Raw genomic sequence first — 18841 nt, forward strand, 5'->3', positions numbered from 1 at the left:
GGGATTTATCCCCGCTGGGGTGCGAAGCAGCCCTAAATCCTGACACCTCGATGTATCAGGCAGATTGAGTAGACTGTCTTGGGACTGCTTCGCAGCCCAGCGGGGATAAATCCCCTCGCCACAGGAAGCTGCGCCATATCGGTTTCATGGATGCCGAAGGCCCTTGAGTTGCATCGCCCCGGCCAACGGCAGGTCACCTTCCAGTTCTGCCAGGCCGGCCGTTTTCACCTGCTCGGGTTGTTGCAGGTGACCATGTTGCGCCAAGCCCAACAGGCTGCCCACCAGCGGGTTATGGCTGACCAGCAGCACATCATCCCGATCCGCCAGATGTTCCAGAACTGTCTGTGGCCGGGTGTCCGGCTTGAGCCAGTCGACCGTGATCAGTTCCGGTTCGAACCCCAAGGCCTCGCGCACCAGTTGCGCAGTCTGCTGGGCACGCAGATAAGGACTGGCATAGATGGCCGTCAGGGGGCGGCCGATCAGTTCGGCGGCACTGCGCAGGACCTCTTCACGCCCGTGTACCGTCAACGCCCGCTCGGGATCGGGGCGGGCGCCGTACGGCTCGGCTTCTCCATGGCGCAGTACCCACACTTTCATAGTTTGGGTTCCTCATCCTGGGCAGGGTGCGGCGCCGGTGCCACGACGTGGGGCGCTTCACCTTCCGGCGCGCGCGGGCTCGGCCAGTCAGCGAACGGCCAGGGTTTCTGGTCACTGTGGAAGGTGCCGAAACGGCCGATCTGGGCCAAAAACTGGCTGAGGCTGTCGCCGAAGTTCATCAGGCTGGCGCTGGGTGCGCCGTAGATCAGCCGATAGATCAATTGCACCAGCACCACGGCGCCGAGGATGAATTGCGCCACTTGCCACACCAGCAGGTAGACCACCATCCACAGCACCCGCAACAGGATGGACTCGTACTGGGCCTGGCCCTTCGGATCGTTCATAGCTCACTCCTGTTTGTCATCGACAGCGGCTCAGTTGAAGCCACTGGTGGAAATGAAATCGACATCGGTCTTCGGTTCGCCACGCATCAACAGTTCGATCACCTGTTCCAGCGTGCGCCCTTCGAACAGAATCGCGTGCAGCCCCGCGACCAGCGGCATATAGACCCCGGCCTCCTGGGACTTGGCCTTGAGCACCTTGAGGGTGTTCACCCCTTCCGCCACTTCGCCCAGGCGCGACACGGCCTCGTCCAGGCTCAGGCCCTGGCCGAGGGCGAAACCGACCTGGTAGTTGCGGCTCTTGGGCGAGGAGCAAGTAACGATGAGATCACCCACCCCGGCCAAGCCGAGAAAGGTCATCGGATTAGCGCCCTGGCTGACGGCAAAGCGCGTCATTTCCGCCAGAGCCCGGGTGATCAGCATGCTCTTGGTGTTCTCCCCCATGCCCAGCGCCACCGCCATGCCGGAAATGATCGCATAGACATTCTTCAGCGCCCCGCCCAGCTCCACGCCGAAACGGTCGGCACTGGCATAGACCCGGAAGGTGCGGCCATGGAGTGCGGCCTGGACCCGCTGGCACAGTTCTTCGTCCTCACTGGCCACCACGGTAGCGGTCAAGGCGTGTTCGGCGATTTCCCGCGCCAGGTTCGGCCCGGAAATCACCCCGATCCGCGCTTTTGGCGCGATATCTTCAAGAATCTCGCTCATCAGCTTGAAGGTCTGGGCTTCGATGCCCTTGGTCAGGCTGACCAGGAGCTTGCCGCTCAGGCATTCGGCATGGGGCGCCAGTACCGAACGCAAGGCACTGGACGGCAAGGCGACGAAAAACAGGTCGCTGCCCTGGAGCGTGGCCTGCAGGTCGGTCACCGGCTCCACTTCCGGACGGATCTTGATGCCCTTGAGGTAACGCGGGTTCTCACGATTGACCCGGATGGCCTCGGCCTGCTCCGGGTCACGCATCCAGTGGCGCACCGGGTGACCATTCTCGGCCAGCAGGTTAGCCACGGCGGTACCGAAACTCCCGCCTCCCAGGACCGCAATCGGGCGCTGTTCAGTCATATGCAATCCGTTCATCCATACCAAGTGGCGATGCCGGGCATTATACGGAGCGGCCAGAGCGCGACTAGCCCCGCCAATAATTACCTACAACTGTAGGAAGCTGACCATCGGTTGCTCGGAAAATGCTGTCAACGCAACTGGAAAAGTCTTTCAGCTCAGTTAACATGCCTGCCATCGTTCTGTTATCAAAGGCTCCGCCGTGACCGTTGGCCCCTCCCGCTCAGGTTCGTCACTGCTATTGGCGCTGCTCGTCAGCCCGCCGGTGTGGGCCGACGACTTGTTCGTCGACAGCCAACCACTGCCCCAGGTCCTGACCGCCACTCGCCTGAAACAATCGCCGGCGGCGGTGCCGGGCAGCATGACCGTGCTGGACAGCGAGCTGATCAAGGCCAGCGGCGCCCGGGACATCAGCGAGTTGCTGCGCCTGGTACCCGGCATGATGGTCGGCAACCTCAGCGGCAATCAGCCCACCGTGAACTACCACGGCACCAACGCCAGCGAAGCCCGCCGCATGCAGGTGCTGATCGATGGCCGCTCGGTGTACCGCGCCGGCCTCGCCACCGTGGACTGGAGCGACATTCCGGTGGCCATGGAGGACATCGAGCGAATCGAAGTCTTCCGCGGCCCCAACACTGTCAGCTATGGCGCCAACGCACTGATGGCGGTGGTCAACATCATCACCCGGTCGCCGGCCAACAGCCACGGCACGCGGATAAAAACCACCCAGGGCCAGCGTGGTATCAGCGACTGGTACGCCAGCCAGGGCACCGGCTGGGACGGCGGCGATCTGCGCCTTTCGCTGTCCGGCCAGGAAGACGACGGCTTTGACAGCGACCGCAACGGCGCGGACTACCGCGACAGTCGCCGCTTGAACCGCATCAACCTGTCGGTCAGCCAGACACTGAACGAACAGCAGAGCATCGATTGGCAGTTGAGCGCCAAGGACGGGACCAACCAGCGGCCTTACACCTACCGCCCGGTATTCGCCGGGATTACCGCTGCTGGGGATAACTCCGACGTCATCGCCAAGGACTATGCCGGTTCGCTGCGCTGGAATCTGGACCTCAATCCCAACCACAGCCTGTATGTGCAGAACTCGATCCAGCACTGGGATCGTCAGCAGACCTGGCGCGCCTGCGATGCCGAGGTGTCCTTCAGCCCGCAACTGACCGACCTGTGGCTGCTCAATCCCAACTACGCCGAGAAGCTGGCGCGCAACATGCCCGGCTTCACCAGCAGCGGGGCTCCACCCGGTACGGCGCAGGAACAGGCGCTGGCCAACCAGGTGCTCGACCAATGGCGTAACGGCGCCTCGCGAACCGTCTGCGGCGATATCGACCAGAGCGCCCGGGAATCACGCTACGACCTGGAGATCCAGGACACCCTGAGCCTGTCCGACAGCCTGCGGCTGGTGACCGGGGCGAACTATCGCTATGACCGGGCCGACTCCGAGACCTACTTCAACGGCACCCTGGATGACACCACCTGGCGGCTGTTTGGCCAATTCGAGTGGCGGGCCACCGAGCACTGGCTGTTACAGGGCGGCGCGATGTTCGAGGACACCCGCCTGACGGGCAGTTCGCTGACGCCGCGGGTGGCGGTCAACTACCTGATCACGCCACGGCATGGCTTGCGGGCGGTGTACTCCGAAGCGGTACGCTCACCGGACATGTTCGAGAACAACGTCAACTGGAGCTACCAGGTGACGAATCTGCAACCCACCGCCTTCGGCCGAAGCAGCGCGCGTTACTTTGTCCAGACCCGCGGCCCGGGGAACCTCGAGCAGGAACACATGCGCTCCCGGGAACTGGGCTACAACGGTCATTTCATGGACCTGGGCCTGACGGTTGACGTCAGGCTGTTCCATGACGAAATCACCGGCATGATCAGCGAACCGCTGCGCAACAATCAGTACATCGCCAGCAATGCCAATGAATCGCAGTTTTCCGGCGCCGAAACCCAGCTCGACTGGCGCATGACCAACGCCGACCGCCTGCGCGTGACGTATGCCTACGTCGACGCCCTGGCCAGCGCCCCCCTCGATGAACAACTGACCGCTCGCAACAGTGGTTCGGCCGGCTGGTTGCGGGACTGGGGCCAGGGCTGGAACAGCTCGGTGTTCTATTACGCCGCCGATGCGCTCAACGGCTACCGCTTCGAACGGGTCGATACCCGCCTCGCCCGGCGCATCCCCCTGGGCAAAGCCAGCCTGGAGCTGGCGGGTGTCCTGCAACAACGCCTCGACAATCAGCCCACCACCTTCGTCGACAACCGCTACGACTCCCGACATGTCATGTATTTCAGCGCGGAGCTGTCCTTCTAGATGCCCCGGAGTCGACCGCGCAAGAGGCCATTTCCTAGCCGCCTGCCGCTGGCCCTGTGCCTGGTGCTGGCCGGCCTGCTGGCAACGCTCGAGGCCCGCGCCGCCGAAATCCTGTTGGCCGGAGCCCGGGACAGTCCTGGCGTACAGTCCTTTACCCAGGCCCTGAAGGCCCTGCGACCCGAAGACGATGTGCGCTTCACCCCGGTGGCGAACCTGCCGGCACCGGACAAGTTGCCGGCCGATGTCCGCCTGGTCCTGCTGGACCTGCCCAGCCTCGACTGGCGCCTGCAAGCGTCCCAGGGACCGGCCACGCTGGTGCTGCGGATCAGCCGCCTGCAAGCCCGGGACCGCCTGGACGGGGCAATCCCCGCGCACCTGAGCCTGTTGTGGAGCGATCCGCCGGTAGCGCGCCAATTGCGTCTGATCCGCGCGATCTTCCCGCAAGCGCGCCGGGTCGGCGTGCTGTTCGACGGGCACAGCGAGTTCCTGCTCAAGGAGATCCGCCAGGCCGCCGCACCGCTGGATCTGGAGATCGTCACCGAGCGCTGGGAAGACACCAGCGACAGCCGCCCCCTGCAAAGCCTGCTGGGCCAGAGCGATGTATTGCTGGGCCTCGACGACCCCAATCTGTACAACCCCAAGACCGTGAAGAACCTGTTGCTCAGCAGCTATGCCCGGCAACGCGCACTGATCGGGCCGAGCGCGGCGTTCGTCAGGGCCGGCAGCCTGGCCAGCACCTACAGCGACCAGGAAGACTGGCTGGCGATTCTCGACGATCTGCTCGATCGTCCCGTCGCCACCTGGCCACGCGCGCTATACCCGGCCCGCTTCAAAGTCCTGGACAACCGGCAAGTCGCCCGCTCCCTGGGGCTCGAACCGATCGACGCCGCTTCCGTCGCTACGCAGTTGGCCGAAGGAGAACACCGCCCATGACCTTGCGTCGCCGTTGGGATATCAATACACGCACCCAGCTCATCGCCCTGGGTCCGGCGCTGTTGCTGACGGTGCTGTTGATCAGCTTCTTCACCTTCGTGCGAATCCAGGACCTGCGCCAGGAACTCAATCACACCGGGCAACTGATCGCCAACCAATTGGCTCCGGCCACCGAATATGGAGTGATTTCCGGTAACAACGATGTACTGGAAAGTCTGCTCACCGCCACCCTGGCCACGCCCCACGTGCGTTTTCTGGAAATACAGGACAGCACGCACCGGGTGTTGGTGCACGTCGAGCAGTCCGCGCAAGACCGCGTGCATTCCCAGCAGATCGAAATGTTCCAGGCGCCGGTTCGCCTGCAACGCATCAGCCTGAACAACGATTTCCTGCAAGGCAACAGCACGCCCATCGAGGCGCCCGGCGAAGATTACCTGGGCCGGGTGATCGTCGGCATGTCCAGTGATGCCTTCAGCCAGCGGCAGCAGGAAATCCTCTTCAAGGCCGCGATCCTGGCGTTGTTCGCCCTGCTGTTCACCTTTCTGGTAGCGCGTCGCCTGGCCTCTGACCTGTCCCGGCCGATCCGCGACATCGGCAATGCCGTCAAGGCCATCCAGCAAGGCGACTACAGCAAGCCGTTGCCTATCGTGGACGACGCCGAGCTGGGGGCCTTGTCGCGACACATCAACAACCTGGCCGACGGCCTGGACCAAGCCAGTCGGGAACAGCACCAGGCCATGGCGCAGCTGATCAGGACCCGGGAAGAAGCGGAAAAAGCCAACAGCGCCAAATCGGAATTCCTGGCCATGATGAGCCACGAATTGCGCACCCCTATGAACGGTGTGCTGGGCATGCTGCAACTGCTGGAAACCACCCGGATGACCGATGAGCAGCACGAGTACACGGCGCTGGCTTCGGAATCCACCGAACACCTGCTGAAGGTGATCAACGACATCCTCGATTTCTCGCGCATCGAACGCTCGGCCCTGGAACTGGAACACATCCCGTTCAACCTGACCGAGCTGGTGGGCAGTTGCGCCCAGTCGTTCCAGCACAGCGCCGCCCAACGCAAACTGGGCCTGGACCTGTTGATTCCCGACGACATGAAGGCCTTGCAGGTGCAAGGCGATCCGACGCGGATCCGACAGATCCTGGTGAACCTGATCGGCAACGCGCTGAAGTTCACCGAGCAGGGACGTGTCACCGTGCAGTGTCAGTGGCAGGCCCTGGACCACGAGCTGATGTGGTTCACCTGCACGGTGCGCGACAGCGGCATCGGCATTTCGCCCGACAGTCTGGAGCGCATGTTCGACGCTTTCCAGCAGGCCGACAGTTCGATTTCCCGCCGCTACGGCGGCACCGGCCTGGGCCTGCCGATCGCGCGCACCCTGGCCGAGCGCATGGGCGGTACGCTGCGGGCCCAGAGCGAGGAAGGCCAGGGTTCGGTGTTTACCCTGGAGATTCCGCTGGCCCTGTCCACACAGAACCCGACGGAAATGGTGCCGCGGCGGCTGTCCCAAGGCAGCGAGGGTGGTGAAGGCCGCAACGTGCTGCTGGTGGAGGACAACCCGGTGAACCAGACCGTGATCGAAGCCATGTTGCGCAGCCTGGGCTTCACCGTCAGCATCGCCGCCGACGGTGCCCAGGCCATCCGCAGCGCTGAAAGCCTGATGTTCGAATTGATCCTCATGGACTGCCGCTTGCCGGTGGTGGACGGCTACGAGGCCACGCGACGGATCCGCCAGTTGCCAGGCTGCAGCGAGGTGCCGATCGTCGCCTTGACGGCCAATGCCTTGCAGGGCGATCGCGAAGCCTGCCTGGCGGCGGGTATGAACGATTACCTCGCAAAGCCGTTCAAAAGGGTTGATCTGCAGCATATTCTGCAGCGTTGGGTGCATTAGTAGCCTGTGTAGCTGGCGTGAAAGGCGAAAGTGCGGCAGTCTTAGGCACCCGAACGAGCCTCGATTGAGGCTTGAATAAAAATTTCAGTGCACAGGTGTACATTCATTTTCCGTGCGCTGTGACTTTCACTACAACGCAATAGTCTATGAGTAGGCTGTCGATTCGAGGCATGACCGCTTCGGTCGGTCGGGAAGATTCGCCCAACCCTGCCGCATGGGACTATTGAGGAGCTCGCATGACCAAACAAAACGCCTTTACCCGGGAAGATCTGCTGCGCTGCAGTCGCGGTGAGCTGTTCGGCCCAGGTAACGCGCAACTGCCCGCCCCGAACATGCTGATGGTGGATCGCATCGCCCATATCAGCGAAGAGGGTGGCAAGTACGGCAAAGGTGAATTGGTCGCCGAGCTGGATATCAATCCGGACCTGTGGTTCTTCGCCTGCCATTTCGAAGGCGATCCGGTCATGCCGGGCTGCCTGGGCCTGGATGCCATGTGGCAACTGGTCGGCTTTTTCCTCGGCTGGCAGGGTCTGCCGGGCCGTGGTCGCGCCCTGGGTTCGGGCGAAGTGAAGTTCTTTGGTCAGGTCCTCCCGACCGCGAAGAAAATCACCTATAACATTCATATCAAACGCGTCCTCAAGGGCAAGCTGAACATGGCCATTGCCGATGGTTCGGTGAGTGTCGACGGTCGCGAGATCTACACCGCCGAGGGCCTTCGGGTCGGCGTTTTCACCTCCACTGACAACTTCTAAGGGTTATCCGCATGCGCCGCGTCGTTATCACTGGTCTGGGTATCGTTTCTTGCCTGGGCAATGACAAAGAGACCGTCTCCGCTAACCTGCGTGCAAGTCGCCCTGGCATCCGGTTCAACCCGGAATACGCCGAAATGGGTCTGCGTAGCCAGGTTTCCGGCTCCATTGACCTCAATCTCGAAGAACTGATCGATCGCAAGATCTACCGTTTTGTCGGCCATGCCGCGGCTTACGCCTACCTGGCCATGAAGGACGCCATCGCTGACTCCGGCCTGACCGAAGAGCAGGTGTCCAACCCGCGCACCGGCCTGATCGCCGGCTCGGGCGGCGCCTCGACCCTGAACCAGATGGAAGCGCTGGACATCCTGCGCGAGAAAGGCGTCAAGCGCGTCGGTCCGTATCGCGTCACCCGGACCATGAGCAGCACCGTTTCCGCCTGCCTGGCCACGCCTTTCAAGATCAAGGGCCTGAACTACTCCATCGCTTCTGCCTGCGCCACCAGTGCCCACTGCATCGGTACCGCCATGGAACAGATCCAGATGGGCAAGCAGGACGTCGTGTTCGCCGGCGGCGGTGAAGAAGAACACTGGAGCCAGTCGTTCCTGTTCGACGCCATGGGCGCCTTGTCCAGCAAGCGCAACGAAACGCCGGAAAAAGCTTCCCGCGCTTACGATGCCGACCGTGACGGTTTCGTCATCGCCGGTGGTGGCGGCATGGTGGTGGTCGAAGAGCTGGAACATGCCCTGGCCCGTGGTGCGAAAATCTACGCGGAAATCGTCGGCTACGGCGCCACGTCCGACGGCTACGACATGGTGGCTCCAAGCGGCGAAGGCGCTATCCGCTGCATGCAGATGGCCATGTCCACCGTCGACGCACCCATCGACTACCTGAACACCCACGGCACTTCGACTCCGGTCGGCGACGTTGCGGAAATGAAAGGTGTGCGTGAAGTGTTCGGCGACAAGGCGCCGGCCATCAGCTCCACCAAGAGCCTGTCGGGTCACTCCCTGGGCGCCGCCGGCGTTCACGAAGCGATCTACTGCATGCTGATGATGGAAGGCAACTTCATCGCCGGCTCGGCCAACATCGACGAGCTGGACCCTGAAGTGGCCGACCTGCCGATCCTGACCAAGACCCGCGAAAATGCCACCCTCAACACCGTGATGAGCAACAGCTTCGGCTTCGGTGGCACCAACGCCACCCTGGTGCTGAAGCGCTGGCAGGGCAAGTAAGCCCCGCCGCTACGCCGCACACGAAAACGCCCCGACTGGTTCGGGGCGTTTTTTTGCCTGTGTCATTACCCCCTGTGGCTATCACCCTGTGGCGAGGGGATTTATCCCCGTTGGGCTGCAAAGCAGCCCCCAAAGCGATCGCCCTCATCTGTCTGATGCACCAGGTTATCTGGTTTTAGGGCCGCTTCGCGACCCAGCGGGGCGGTGCGACGTTTCGCTAAATCCCCTCGCCACAGAACCTCATTGCCACGGAGCTCCTATTGCCACAAACACCCTTACTCTCGGATCGCCCGAGGCAACACCGCCAGGAAATTATCCCGCGCCACCCTCCTCGCCACCTCCTCGGGCAAGGCATCCAGAAACGGATCGAAGCCATGCAGCGTTTTGCCCAGCTTGTTGAAACGTCCGACCACATCCGACCCCACCATGAAGCGCTCCGGGAAGCGCTCTATCAGTTTTACCCACTCCAGCCGAGGCGTGCCCGCTTCGTCGAGCAAGTAGGGCGTAAGCAGGCTCCAGGACAGGTCTATGTACAGGTTGGGGTAGGACTCGAGCATCCGGGTCAGGGTCGGCAACAGGAAATCCAGCTGGGTCTGATGCCGATGAATTTCCATGCTGGTGCCAGCGTGGGCCCAGATGAAGCGGGTGTGCGGGTGGCTACGCAACGGTTCTTCGATTTCTGGCAGGTACAGCGGATTCTTCTCACGCTTGGAGGTGATGTTGGAATGCAGCATCACCGGCAGGTCGTGCTCGGCCGCCAGGTGATAGATCATCGTCATGGCTTCGTTGTTGGCGCGCGGGGTGTCGCCCGAGGTCAGCGCCGTGAGGTCATCGTGGCGGGTAAAGACTTCCCCGATGCCTTCCCACACCCCCGGGTACAGATCGAGCATGCGCTGGACATGAGCAGCGGAGTTCTTGTCATTGGGGTTGAAACCCGAGAGGAAAGGATGAAAGTGCCGGCGTTGTTCGGTGGTCAGCTTGCCTATCGCCGCCGCGACAATCACATCGGTGGCGCTGTACCAATAGGCGTCCGCATCGTCACCGGCGTAATAACGTGGACGCTTGGGTTCGTCCTCGTGCCATTTCTTGGCGACCGGGATGCCTGAGATCATCACATGCTCGATGCGATTGTCGTGCATCGCCTGGAGCAACTGGGGCATGCCGGCGGTTTCCTGAAAGAAATCGACGTAATGCAGGTGCGCATCGCTGTAGGCATATTCACGGGCCATGGCGGCGGCGCTCGAAGCGATCAGCAGCCAGGCGAAAAACAGACGGGTCAAGGGAGTCATTTCCAAGGGCCATGTGCAGCATAGACCCCGCCCGTCCCGCTCGGGTTCAAGACGCCTGTGCCACCGACCCTGACGGCGGGTTATGCTCGCCGCATCCGTCGTTCAATCTGGAAGACACCATGACCACGCTCCTGACCGTTCGCCCCCGCGCAGAAGATGTCGAAGGCCAGCCGATTCTTCGCCCGCTGCCGTCTGCCAAGTGCCGCAGCGTCGGACCTTTCGTGTTTTTCGACCACATGCTGCAAACCACCTACCCGGCGGGTAAAGGGATGAATATCCGCCAGCATCCCCACATCGGGCTCTCCACCCTCACCTATCTGTTCGAGGGAAAAATCCAGCACAAGGACAGCCTGGGTTCAGACCAGGTGGTCGAAGCCGGCGATGTCAGTTGGATGACCGCAGGCAGCGCCATTGCCCATGTCGAGCGCACGCCGGCAGCGCAATTGGACAGCGACTTCGTCATGCACGGATTGCAAGTCTGGCTGGCCTCGCCCCGATCCCACGAACAAGGGCCGGGGCACTACAGCCATCATCCGGCACACACCCTGCCGGTCAGCGACAACCTGGGCGTCGCTATCCGCATGATCGCCGGGTCGGGCTTTTGCCTGGAATCACCGGTACCGGTGCTGTCTCCTACGCTCTATGCCGAACTCAACCTGCAAACCGCGACGACACTGCTGATTCCCACCGAACATGAAGAACGGGCACTGTACCTACTGAGCGGCGAGGCGCTGCTGGAAGGTGAGCCACTGGAGCCCCATTCGCTGGTGATACTGCCGGTAGGCGAAGAGATGACCCTGTTTGCCAGCAGCGACTGCCATGCCGTGCTGTTCGGCGGCGCACCGCTGGACGGACCGCGCCGGATGAACTGGAATTTCGTCTCCAGCGATCCGGCCCGGATCGACGAAGCCCGCCGACGCTGGGCGGCCGGAGACTGGCCGACCGTGCCGGGGGAAAGTGAGCGGATCGAGTTGCCCTGAGTTCAGTATCGCCTGATCGATCGTCATCGCGAGCAGGCTCGCTCCCACAGGGGGGAGCGTCGTTCACCAATCCAATGTGAGAGCGAGCCTGCTCGCGATGGCGGCAGGCCAGACAACAGCAAATCAGATCAAGCCCAACTCAGCCCGCGAACACTTCATCCAGCAAATTGTGCATCGACCTGAACGCCCGCTTGGCCACCTTGGCGTTGTACATCATCTTGCCCGGCACATTGGCGTGGGGATCGGTAAACGAATGCACTGCGCCACCGTAGCTCAGCAGTTGCCAATCGACCCCGGCGGCGTTCATTTCTTGCTCGAAGGCCGGCAGTTGTTCCTTCGGCACCAGCGGGTCGGAAGCGCCGTGCATCACCAGCACCGCGCCCTTGATGTTGTGCGCATCCGCCGGGCTCGGCGTATCCAGGGTGCCATGGAACGAGATAGTGGCCTTCAGCGGCGCGCCCTTGCGGGCCAGCTCCAGGGCACAGCAACCGCCGAAGCAGAAGCCAAACGTGGCGAGTTTCGCAACGTCGACCTGCGCCTCGCCCTGCCCTTGCAGTTGCTCGAATGCCACCTGCATGCGCTTGCGCAGCAGGGCCCGGTCATTCTTGAGCGGCATCATCGCCGCCCCCGCCTCATCGGCATTGGTCGGGCGCACGGTCTGGCCGTACAGGTCGGCGATCAACACCACATAACCCTTGGCCGCCACCGACTTGGCGATTTCCTCGGCTCCCGCCCCTACGCCCATCCAGTTCGGCGCCATCAGCAAGCCCGGACGCGGGCCCTGCTGGGCGGCATCGAAGGCCAGGCGACTTTCGTAGGTCTGACCGTCGATCTGATAGACCACTGAACGAACCGTAATCTGACTCATGACTGTCTCCTTTTTTATGGATACCAGAAATGAAAACCCCGCCGAAGCGGGGTTTTCCTTACCTCATCAAGCTGACAGTTCAACCAGCAGCTTGTTCAGGCGACGCACATAGGCCGCCGGGTCCTTCAGGCTGTCCCCCGCCGCCAGGGCCGCTTGGTCGAACAGGATGTGCGACAGGTCGCCGAAGCGCTCTTCGCTCTGCTCGTTGTCGAGTTTTTCCACCAGAGGGTGCGCCGGGTTGAACTCGAAAATCGGCTTGGAATCCGGGACCTTCTGGCCACTGGCTTCCAGGATCTGGCGCATTTGCAGGCCGAGGTCCTGCTCTCCGATGGCGAGGATCGCCGGGGAATCGGTCAGGCGGTGCGAGACACGCACTTCGCTGACGGCATCGCCCAGGGCTGTCTTGAGCCGCTCCACCAGGCCTTCCTTGCTCTTGGCGACTTCTTCGGCGGCTTTCTTGTCTTCTTCCGAATCCAGATTGCCGAGATCCAGATCGCCACGGGCCACGTCGACGAAGCTCTTGCCGTCGAACTCGTTGAGGTAGCTCATCAGCCACTCATCGATACGGTCGGTCAGCAGCAGCACTTCGATGCCTTTCTTGCGGAAGACTTCCAGGTGCGGGCTGTTCTTGACCTGTGCATAAGTTTCACCGGTCAGGTAGTAGATCTTGTCCTGACCTTCCTTGGCGCGGGCCAGGTAATCGGCCAGGCCGACGATCTGTTCGCCATCGTCGCCCTGGGTCGATGCAAAACGCAGCAAGCCGGCGATTTTCTCTTTGTTGGCGAAGTCCTCGGCCGGACCTTCCTTCATCACCTGGCCGAAGTTCTTCCAGAAGCTCTTGTACTGCTCGGGCTCGTTCTTCGCCAGTTTTTCCAGCATGTCCAGGACACGCTTGGTCAGCGCCGACTTCATGGAATCGATGATCGGATCTTTCTGCAGGATTTCCCGCGAAACGTTCAGGGACAGATCGTTGGAATCCACCACGCCCTTGATGAAGCGCAGGTACAGCGGCAGGAACGATTCGGCCTGGTCCATCACGAATACGCGCTGCACGTACAGCTTCAGGCCACGTGGTGCTTCGCGCTGATACAGGTCGAACGGGGCGCGGGCCGGCACGTACAGCAGCGAGTTGTACTCCAGCTTGCCTTCGACCTTGTTATGGCTCCAGCTCAGTGGGTTCTCGTAATCGTGGGCGATGTGCTTGTAGAACTCCTGATATTCCTCGTCCTTCACCTCGGTGCGTGGGCGAGTCCACAGGGCGCTGGCGCGGTTGACGGTTTCCCATTCCACTTCAGGCTTTTCTTCGCCTTCGGCAGCGGTGACTTCCTTCGGCAGCTCGATCGGCAACGCGATATGGTCGGAGTACTTCTTGATGATATTGCGCAGGCGCCAGCCATCGGCGAATTCGTCCTCGCCGGACTTGAGGTGCAGCACGATGCGGGTACCGCGATCAGCCTTGTCGACGGTGGCGACTTCAAACTCGCCCTCGCCCTTGGACGACCAGTGCACACCTTCGCTCGCAGCGAGGCCGGCACGGCGGCTGAACACTTCGACCTGATCGGCAACGATGAACGCGGAATAGAAGCCGACGCCGAACTGACCGATCAGGTGGGAATCCTTCTTCTGGTCGCCCGACAGGTTTTTCATGAAGTCGGCGGTGCCGGACTTGGCGATGGTGCCCAGGTGCGTGATCACCTCTTCGCGGCTCATGCCGATGCCGTTGTCTTCGAGGGTGACGGTCTTGGCGTCCTTGTCGAAGCTCACACGGATCTTCAGTTCAGCGCCGCCTTCCAGCAATTCTGGCTTGGACAGGGCTTCGAAACGCAATTTGTCGACAGCATCGGAGGCGTTTGAAATCAGCTCGCGAAGGAAAATTTCCTTATTCGAATACAGCGAGTGAATCATCAGGTGCAGCAGTTGCTTCACCTCGGTCTGGAAGCCCAGGGTTTCCTTTTGAGTTTCCACGCTCATGGTCATCAAACTCCAAGTGGATGGTGGTGTCCGCCTCACTGAGATGGCGGCGGGATGTCCTCAAGGTGGGGGCGACGATGGGGATTTCAAGGGTGGTCAGGCTTTGCAGGTTCCTGGATCTTGAAATGCGCCCGCGCGGTTGCGATCGGCTCAGCCTGCGCGTCTTGCCAGGCGGTGATGGCAACATTGGCCACCCGTCGGCCCTGACGCCAGACCTGACACCGGGCATAGGTGTCGCGAAACTGCCCGGCGCGCAGGTAATCCAGGGAAAAATCGATGATTTTCGGCACACCCGGCGTGCGGGTGGCAATCAGCAGATGGACGGCCGCCGCCAGCTCCATGAAGCCGGCAATCACGCCGCCATGGATCGCCGGCAGTAAAGGGTTACCAATGTTGTCCTTGTTCGCCGGCAGGCGAAAAATCAGGTCATTGCCCTGACGTGTGCATTCGGCACCGATAAGCTGGGCATAGGGGATCGCGGCCAGCAGCCGCGCATGGTCGCCCTGCTCGCAGGCCTGGCGCAGGTGTTCCCGGGTGATGTCGGTCATGGCGTGTCCCTGGCGGCCATCGGGCCACCTTTCGTCAGTCCCCTGGCGTGCTGGCCCAGGCGCATGAAAGTTCCTACCACATGGGCGATGGGTTGAGCGGGATCGTCCTGATAGGCGAAACCACGGGCGAAAATCACGTCCGGCGTCACCCGATAACATTGCGCAAAGCCATAGACATCCTTGTTCGGCTCGGCGGCGTGCATGTAGTCGATGCGCAGGTCCAGGGTCGGACAAACCTCGAATTCCGGCAGCACGCAGAGGGTCGACATGCCGCAGGCCGTGTCCATCAGTGACGTCAACGCCCCGCCATGGAGGACGCCGGTAAGCGGGTTACCTACGATCCGGGGACTGAAAGGCAGCACCAGGGTCAATCCTTCGTGGCTTGCACTGTGCAACTTCATGCCCAGTACCTGGCAATGTCTCAGCGCGGACAGAAAACGCGTCGCGCGCTCAAAAACGGGGTCTTCGGCCATGGGTTCAATGCTCTCGTCATTAATGGGACCTGATAACAGGCGTGCCTCATAAAGTTCAATTCCACTGCAACGTTATATATCTGTCGCAAAAGAGGAACTTAACCTGAGGCTGATTGCTCAAACGGCCAGTAGTTATTTCCATAAGGAGAAACACCCCATGCGTAAGACTTTAGCTATTGCCTTGATGTTGGCCGCCTCTCTCGGTCTCGCTGCCTGCGATAAGAAATCCGAGGACAAAGCTCAAGATGCCAACCAACATGCTGAGCAAGCTCAGCAGGACATGAACAAAGCACAGGATAAAGTGAACGACGCGGCGAAAGAAAACGCCGAAGCCGCCAAAGATCAGGCTGAAGCGAACAAAGCCGCTGCGCAGGAACAAGCGCCTGCCGAAGCGCCTAAAACCAACTGATACGGTTTTAGCGGCAAAAAGAAAACCCGCCTGGTGCGGGTTTTCTTTTGCCTGAGATTTAGCCAGCCTATGTTGTCATACCGCGCCTGTTGTCAGACCACGTCCTTGACGACTTCGGGTGGCGGTACCTCCGTCGGCGTGTAGACCATGACGTCCAACACATCGGAATGAAACTCGCGTTGATAGAGCACAAACACGACCCCGGCACTCATCAACATGAATAACCAGGGGCTGACGAACCACGCCAACATGGTCATGCCGAAATAATAAGAGCGCAGGCCGAAGTTGAACTGGTTGGCCGCCATCGAGATCACCCGCGCGGCCCGCAGTGCAAAGGCCTTGCGTTCCTGCTCCGAGACATGCCGCTCGCCGATCATCGGCGCCGAGCCCACCAGGACCGCAGCGAAGTTGTATTGACGCATGCACCAACTGAACGTGAAGAACGCGTACACGAACACCAACGCCAGGCACAGCAGCTTGACTTCGGCCATGCCCTGGGAAGCCTGCTGCACCAGCGGCAGGTCCGCCAGCAAGGACACCGCGCGATCGGACGCGCCAAGTACCGTCAGGATACCGGCCAGGATGATCAGCGTGCTGGAGGCAAAGAATGAGGCGTTACGCTCCAGGTTACCGATCACGCTCGCATCGGCGATACGGTTCTCGCGCAGCAGCATGCGGCGCATCCAGTCTTCACGATACAAGTGCATCACGCTGGCCAGGCAGGCCGTATCCCGCGCCTTCCACGTGGCATAACGGGTGTAGCCGCCCCAGCAGATGATGAACCAGACAGCGGCCAGAAGATGGGTCAGGTTGGCTTGGATGAATGACATTTGATTCCTTGTGGGAAAAGTACATGGAGCAGTTGTAGCGTCCCTGTGGGAGCGAGCCTGCTCGCGATTGCGGTAGGTCAGCCAATAAGTGGATAGCTGACCCACCGCAATCGCGAGCAGGCTCGCTCCCACAGGGGATCTTCATGTGTGCAGGACACTGCTTCGACGTTAGCCCAAGGAAAAAGACACCGCAGCATAAAAAAATGCCCCGTATCGATTGATACGGGGCATTTCGGTCTAGCGGGAACGGCTTGTAGCCACTTAAGCCAATGCTTCGCTGCGCTTGCCCAGCAAGCGATCACACGCCACGGCCAGGACCAGGGTCATGACCGACGGCACCAGCCAGGCCAGCCCCTGCTCACTCAGCGGCAGATGAGCCAGTTGCGCCGGCATCCAGTTCGCCAACCCCGCGCCCTTGAGCGCGTCGACCAGGCCAAACAGGAACGACACCAGCATCACCGGGCCGACGATGCGCCCCTGTTCGTGCCAGAAGTCCTTGCAGAAGCTCAGGGCCACCAGGGCGATGCACGGCGGATAGATGGCGGTCAGGACCGGGATCGAAAAGGCGATCAGCTTGGTCAGGCCGAGGTTGGACACCAGCAACGAAAACGCCGCCAGGATCACCACCAGCATCTTGTAGGACAGGGGCAGGACGCGGCTGAAGTATTCGGCACAGGCGCAGGTCAGGCCCACCGCGGTCACCAGACAGGCCAGGGAGATCAGTACAGCGAGGAACCCGCTGCCCAGGTTGCCAAAGGTGTGCTGCACGTAGGCATGCAGCACCGCAGCGCCGTTGCTGGCGCCGAGTGCCACTTCGTGACTGCCCGAACCCAGGCGGAACAAGCTGATGTAGACCAGCGCCAGGCCGACCCCGGCGATCAACCCGGCAATGATTGCGTAGCGGGTGATCAAGGCCGGTGATTCGACGCCACGGGAGCGGATCGCGTTGACGATGACGATACCGAACACCAGGGCACCGAGGGTATCCATGGTCAGGTAGCCGTTGATGAAGCCCTGGGAGAACGGCGCCGCGACATACTCTGGCGTGGCCACGCCGATGCCGCCGGCGGGCAAGGCAAACGCAGCGATCCCCAGCACGGCCAGGGCGATGATCTTCAGCGGCGCGAGGAAACGTCCAACGGTATCGAGCAGCCGACCCGGATAGAGCGAGATGAAGAACACCAGCAGGAAATACACGGCGCTGTAGAGAAACAGCGCCAGCGGGCTTTCGCCGGTCAGCGGCGCCAGGCCGACTTCGAACGAGACGGTGGCGGTACGCGGTGTGGCGAACAGCGGGCCGACGGCCAGGTAGCAGACCGCCGCCAGCAGACCGCCGGCGAGCTTGCCGATTGGGCTGCTCAAGGCATCCATCGCCCCGCCGACCTTCGCCAGCGCGACCACGGTGATCACCGGCAGCCCGACCGCCGTGATCAGGAAGCCCAGCGCCGCCATCCAGACATAGGGCCCGGACTGCAAACCGACGATAGGCGGGAAGATGATGTTGCCGGCCCCGACGAACAGGGCAAATGTCATGAAACCAAGCGCCAGGATGTCCTGGCCTTTCAACACTTTCATTAAGGAAACCACACTACTGAATCGGAATTTAGAGAGGGATTTCCCCATGGGTGAGGGAAATGCTGCCGATCCGTATGGGATCGACCCGTTTAGCGCGTCGCGTCCTTGTGGGCAGCGGTCGCAAAAATGGCTGCCAGCCTAACCAAATCGGAGCAAAAACGCACTGTTACGGGGCAAACTATCCGATAAACGACATTCCAGCGTCGCATTTACATATCTATTTTTCCAATCCCACCCTCGATGGAAAGCGGATGACCTGTGGCGAGGGGATTCATCCCCGCTGGGCTGCAAAGCAGCCCCAACAAAGCAACCACATTTTCCCAGACAAATCGCGACCAGATATCTGGGGGCCGCTTCGCGCCCCAGCGGGGATAAATCCCCTCGCCACAAGAAGCCCTACGACATTTCAGTCGTCGCGTTTACATATCTATTTTTCCAACCCCACCCTCGATGAAAAGCGGATGACCTGTGGCGAGGGGATTCATCCCCGCTGGGCTGCAAAGCAGCCCCAACAAAGCAACCACATTTTCCCAGACAAATCGCGACCAGATATCTGGGGGCCGCTTCGCGCCCCAGCGGGGATAAATCCCCTCGCCACAAGAAGCCCTTCGACATTTCAGTCGTCGCGTTTACATATCTATTTTTCCAATCCCACCCTCGATGGAAAGCGAATGACCTGTGGCGAGGGGATTCATCCCCGCTGGGCTGCAAAGCAGCCCCAACAAAGCAACCACATTTTCCCAGACAAATCGCGACCAGA

Annotated in this window: 17 protein-coding genes; 7 read left to right on the forward strand and 10 right to left on the reverse strand. The window is 61.3% G+C overall.

Annotation, left to right across the window (positions count from 1 at the left end; all coding sequences use genetic code 11):
- Window positions 1–144: 144 nt before the first annotated feature.
- The 3 genes from LOY35_RS20235 to LOY35_RS20245 are packed head-to-tail and all read right to left on the reverse strand — an operon-like array spanning window position 145 to window position 1997.
- Window positions 145–597: a histidine phosphatase family protein gene (locus LOY35_RS20235; protein WP_258626160.1), complete on the reverse strand. Its 453-nt coding sequence runs from the start codon at window positions 595–597 to the stop codon at window positions 145–147.
- Window positions 594–941 (reverse strand): DUF4389 domain-containing protein, encoded by a 348-nt coding sequence (locus LOY35_RS20240; RefSeq protein ID WP_258626164.1) that lies wholly within the window; start codon window positions 939–941, stop codon window positions 594–596. Before LOY35_RS20240 ends, LOY35_RS20235 begins: the two co-directional genes overlap by 4 nt.
- 30 nt (window positions 942–971) lie before the next feature.
- A complete protein-coding gene (locus LOY35_RS20245; protein WP_258626165.1) occupies window positions 972–1997 on the reverse strand; it encodes an NAD(P)H-dependent glycerol-3-phosphate dehydrogenase in 1026 nt (341 codons plus the stop codon).
- 199 nt (window positions 1998–2196) lie between these two features.
- Here LOY35_RS20245 and LOY35_RS20250 point away from each other — a divergent pair, with 199 nt between their 5' ends.
- The 5 genes from LOY35_RS20250 to fabB all read left to right on the forward strand — a co-directional run bounded on the left by LOY35_RS20250 (window position 2197) and on the right by fabB (window position 9138).
- Window positions 2197–4320: a TonB-dependent siderophore receptor gene (locus LOY35_RS20250; RefSeq protein WP_258626167.1), complete on the forward strand. Its 2124-nt coding sequence runs from the start codon at window positions 2197–2199 to the stop codon at window positions 4318–4320.
- A complete protein-coding gene (locus tag LOY35_RS20255; protein WP_258626169.1) occupies window positions 4321–5253 on the forward strand; it encodes an ABC transporter substrate-binding protein in 933 nt (310 codons plus the stop codon).
- Entirely contained in the window at window positions 5250–7154 is a 1905-nt protein-coding gene (locus tag LOY35_RS20260) for an ATP-binding protein (protein WP_258626171.1), read from the forward strand. Before LOY35_RS20255 ends, LOY35_RS20260 begins: the two co-directional genes overlap by 4 nt.
- Window positions 7155–7390: 236 nt before the next feature.
- Window positions 7391–7906, forward strand: coding sequence for a 3-hydroxyacyl-[acyl-carrier-protein] dehydratase FabA (gene fabA / locus LOY35_RS20265; RefSeq protein ID WP_258626176.1), 516 nt, complete (start codon window positions 7391–7393; stop codon window positions 7904–7906).
- Window positions 7907–7917: 11 nt separating this feature from the next.
- Window positions 7918–9138 carry a beta-ketoacyl-ACP synthase I gene (fabB, locus tag LOY35_RS20270; RefSeq protein ID WP_258626178.1) on the forward strand — a complete coding sequence of 407 codons (1221 nt, stop codon included), beginning with the start codon at window positions 7918–7920 and terminating at the stop codon, window positions 9136–9138.
- 275 nt (window positions 9139–9413) lie between these two features.
- Here fabB and LOY35_RS20275 read toward each other — a convergent pair whose 3' ends face one another.
- Window positions 9414–10427, reverse strand: coding sequence for an amidohydrolase family protein (locus LOY35_RS20275; protein ID WP_258626179.1), 1014 nt, complete (start codon window positions 10425–10427; stop codon window positions 9414–9416).
- Window positions 10428–10546: 119 nt separating this feature from the next.
- Between LOY35_RS20275 and LOY35_RS20280 the strand changes: the two genes are divergently transcribed.
- Entirely contained in the window at window positions 10547–11407 is an 861-nt protein-coding gene (locus LOY35_RS20280; protein WP_258626181.1) for a pirin family protein, read from the forward strand.
- 139 nt (window positions 11408–11546) lie between these two features.
- Here the strand turns inward: LOY35_RS20280 and LOY35_RS20285 are convergent, their stop codons facing one another.
- From LOY35_RS20285 to LOY35_RS20300, 4 genes are all read right to left on the reverse strand, one after another.
- Entirely contained in the window at window positions 11547–12275 is a 729-nt protein-coding gene (locus tag LOY35_RS20285; RefSeq protein ID WP_258626182.1) for a dienelactone hydrolase family protein, read from the reverse strand.
- A gap of 66 nt (window positions 12276–12341) precedes the next feature.
- Window positions 12342–14246, reverse strand: a complete 1905-nt coding sequence (gene htpG / locus LOY35_RS20290) for a molecular chaperone HtpG (protein WP_258626183.1) — start codon at window positions 14244–14246, stop codon at window positions 12342–12344.
- Between the two features lie 86 nt (window positions 14247–14332).
- Window positions 14333–14794, reverse strand: coding sequence for a PaaI family thioesterase (locus tag LOY35_RS20295; RefSeq protein WP_258626186.1), 462 nt, complete (start codon window positions 14792–14794; stop codon window positions 14333–14335).
- Window positions 14791–15267: a PaaI family thioesterase gene (locus tag LOY35_RS20300; protein ID WP_258626188.1), complete on the reverse strand. Its 477-nt coding sequence runs from the start codon at window positions 15265–15267 to the stop codon at window positions 14791–14793. Before LOY35_RS20300 ends, LOY35_RS20295 begins: the two co-directional genes overlap by 4 nt.
- Before the next feature lie 157 nt (window positions 15268–15424).
- Here LOY35_RS20300 and LOY35_RS20305 point away from each other — a divergent pair, with 157 nt between their 5' ends.
- Entirely contained in the window at window positions 15425–15676 is a 252-nt protein-coding gene (locus tag LOY35_RS20305) for a hypothetical protein (protein ID WP_258626190.1), read from the forward strand.
- Window positions 15677–15768: 92 nt separating this feature from the next.
- On the opposite strand, the gene LOY35_RS20310 is transcribed toward LOY35_RS20305, so the two are convergent.
- Window positions 15769–16506 carry a DUF599 domain-containing protein gene (locus LOY35_RS20310; RefSeq protein WP_258626192.1) on the reverse strand — a complete coding sequence of 246 codons (738 nt, stop codon included), beginning with the start codon at window positions 16504–16506 and terminating at the stop codon, window positions 15769–15771.
- Window positions 16507–16767: 261 nt separating this feature from the next.
- The gene (gene brnQ, locus LOY35_RS20315) at window positions 16768–18081 is read right to left on the reverse strand and encodes a branched-chain amino acid transport system II carrier protein (protein WP_258626194.1); all 1314 of its coding nucleotides are present in this window, start codon (window positions 18079–18081) and stop codon (window positions 16768–16770) included.
- Window positions 18082–18841: the final 760 nt, after the last annotated feature.

It is taken from the genome of Pseudomonas sp. B21-028 (genome assembly GCF_024749045.1).
Taxonomy (GTDB): Bacteria; Pseudomonadota; Gammaproteobacteria; order Pseudomonadales; family Pseudomonadaceae; genus Aquipseudomonas.

Excerpts from the sequence above, each read along its gene's own strand:
- LOY35_RS20235 (WP_258626160.1), bottom strand. The coding sequence starts at position 597 with ATGAAAGTGTGGGTACTGCGCCATGGAGAAGCCGAGCCGTACGGCGCC.
- LOY35_RS20240 (WP_258626164.1), bottom strand. The coding sequence starts at position 941 with ATGAACGATCCGAAGGGCCAGGCCCAGTACGAGTCCATCCTGTTGCGG.
- LOY35_RS20245 (WP_258626165.1), bottom strand. The coding sequence starts at position 1,997 with ATGACTGAACAGCGCCCGATTGCGGTCCTGGGAGGCGGGAGTTTCGGT.
- LOY35_RS20255 (WP_258626169.1), top strand. The coding sequence starts at position 4,321 with ATGCCCCGGAGTCGACCGCGCAAGAGGCCATTTCCTAGCCGCCTGCCG.
- LOY35_RS20260 (WP_258626171.1), top strand. The coding sequence starts at position 5,250 with ATGACCTTGCGTCGCCGTTGGGATATCAATACACGCACCCAGCTCATC.
- fabA (WP_258626176.1), top strand. The coding sequence starts at position 7,391 with ATGACCAAACAAAACGCCTTTACCCGGGAAGATCTGCTGCGCTGCAGT.
- fabB (WP_258626178.1), top strand. The coding sequence starts at position 7,918 with ATGCGCCGCGTCGTTATCACTGGTCTGGGTATCGTTTCTTGCCTGGGC.
- LOY35_RS20275 (WP_258626179.1), bottom strand. The coding sequence starts at position 10,427 with ATGACTCCCTTGACCCGTCTGTTTTTCGCCTGGCTGCTGATCGCTTCG.
- LOY35_RS20280 (WP_258626181.1), top strand. The coding sequence starts at position 10,547 with ATGACCACGCTCCTGACCGTTCGCCCCCGCGCAGAAGATGTCGAAGGC.
- LOY35_RS20285 (WP_258626182.1), bottom strand. The coding sequence starts at position 12,275 with ATGAGTCAGATTACGGTTCGTTCAGTGGTCTATCAGATCGACGGTCAG.
- htpG (WP_258626183.1), bottom strand. The coding sequence starts at position 14,246 with ATGAGCGTGGAAACTCAAAAGGAAACCCTGGGCTTCCAGACCGAGGTG.
- LOY35_RS20295 (WP_258626186.1), bottom strand. The coding sequence starts at position 14,794 with ATGACCGACATCACCCGGGAACACCTGCGCCAGGCCTGCGAGCAGGGC.
- LOY35_RS20300 (WP_258626188.1), bottom strand. The coding sequence starts at position 15,267 with ATGGCCGAAGACCCCGTTTTTGAGCGCGCGACGCGTTTTCTGTCCGCG.
- LOY35_RS20305 (WP_258626190.1), top strand. The coding sequence starts at position 15,425 with ATGCGTAAGACTTTAGCTATTGCCTTGATGTTGGCCGCCTCTCTCGGT.
- LOY35_RS20310 (WP_258626192.1), bottom strand. The coding sequence starts at position 16,506 with ATGTCATTCATCCAAGCCAACCTGACCCATCTTCTGGCCGCTGTCTGG.
- brnQ (WP_258626194.1), bottom strand. The coding sequence starts at position 18,081 with ATGAAAGTGTTGAAAGGCCAGGACATCCTGGCGCTTGGTTTCATGACA.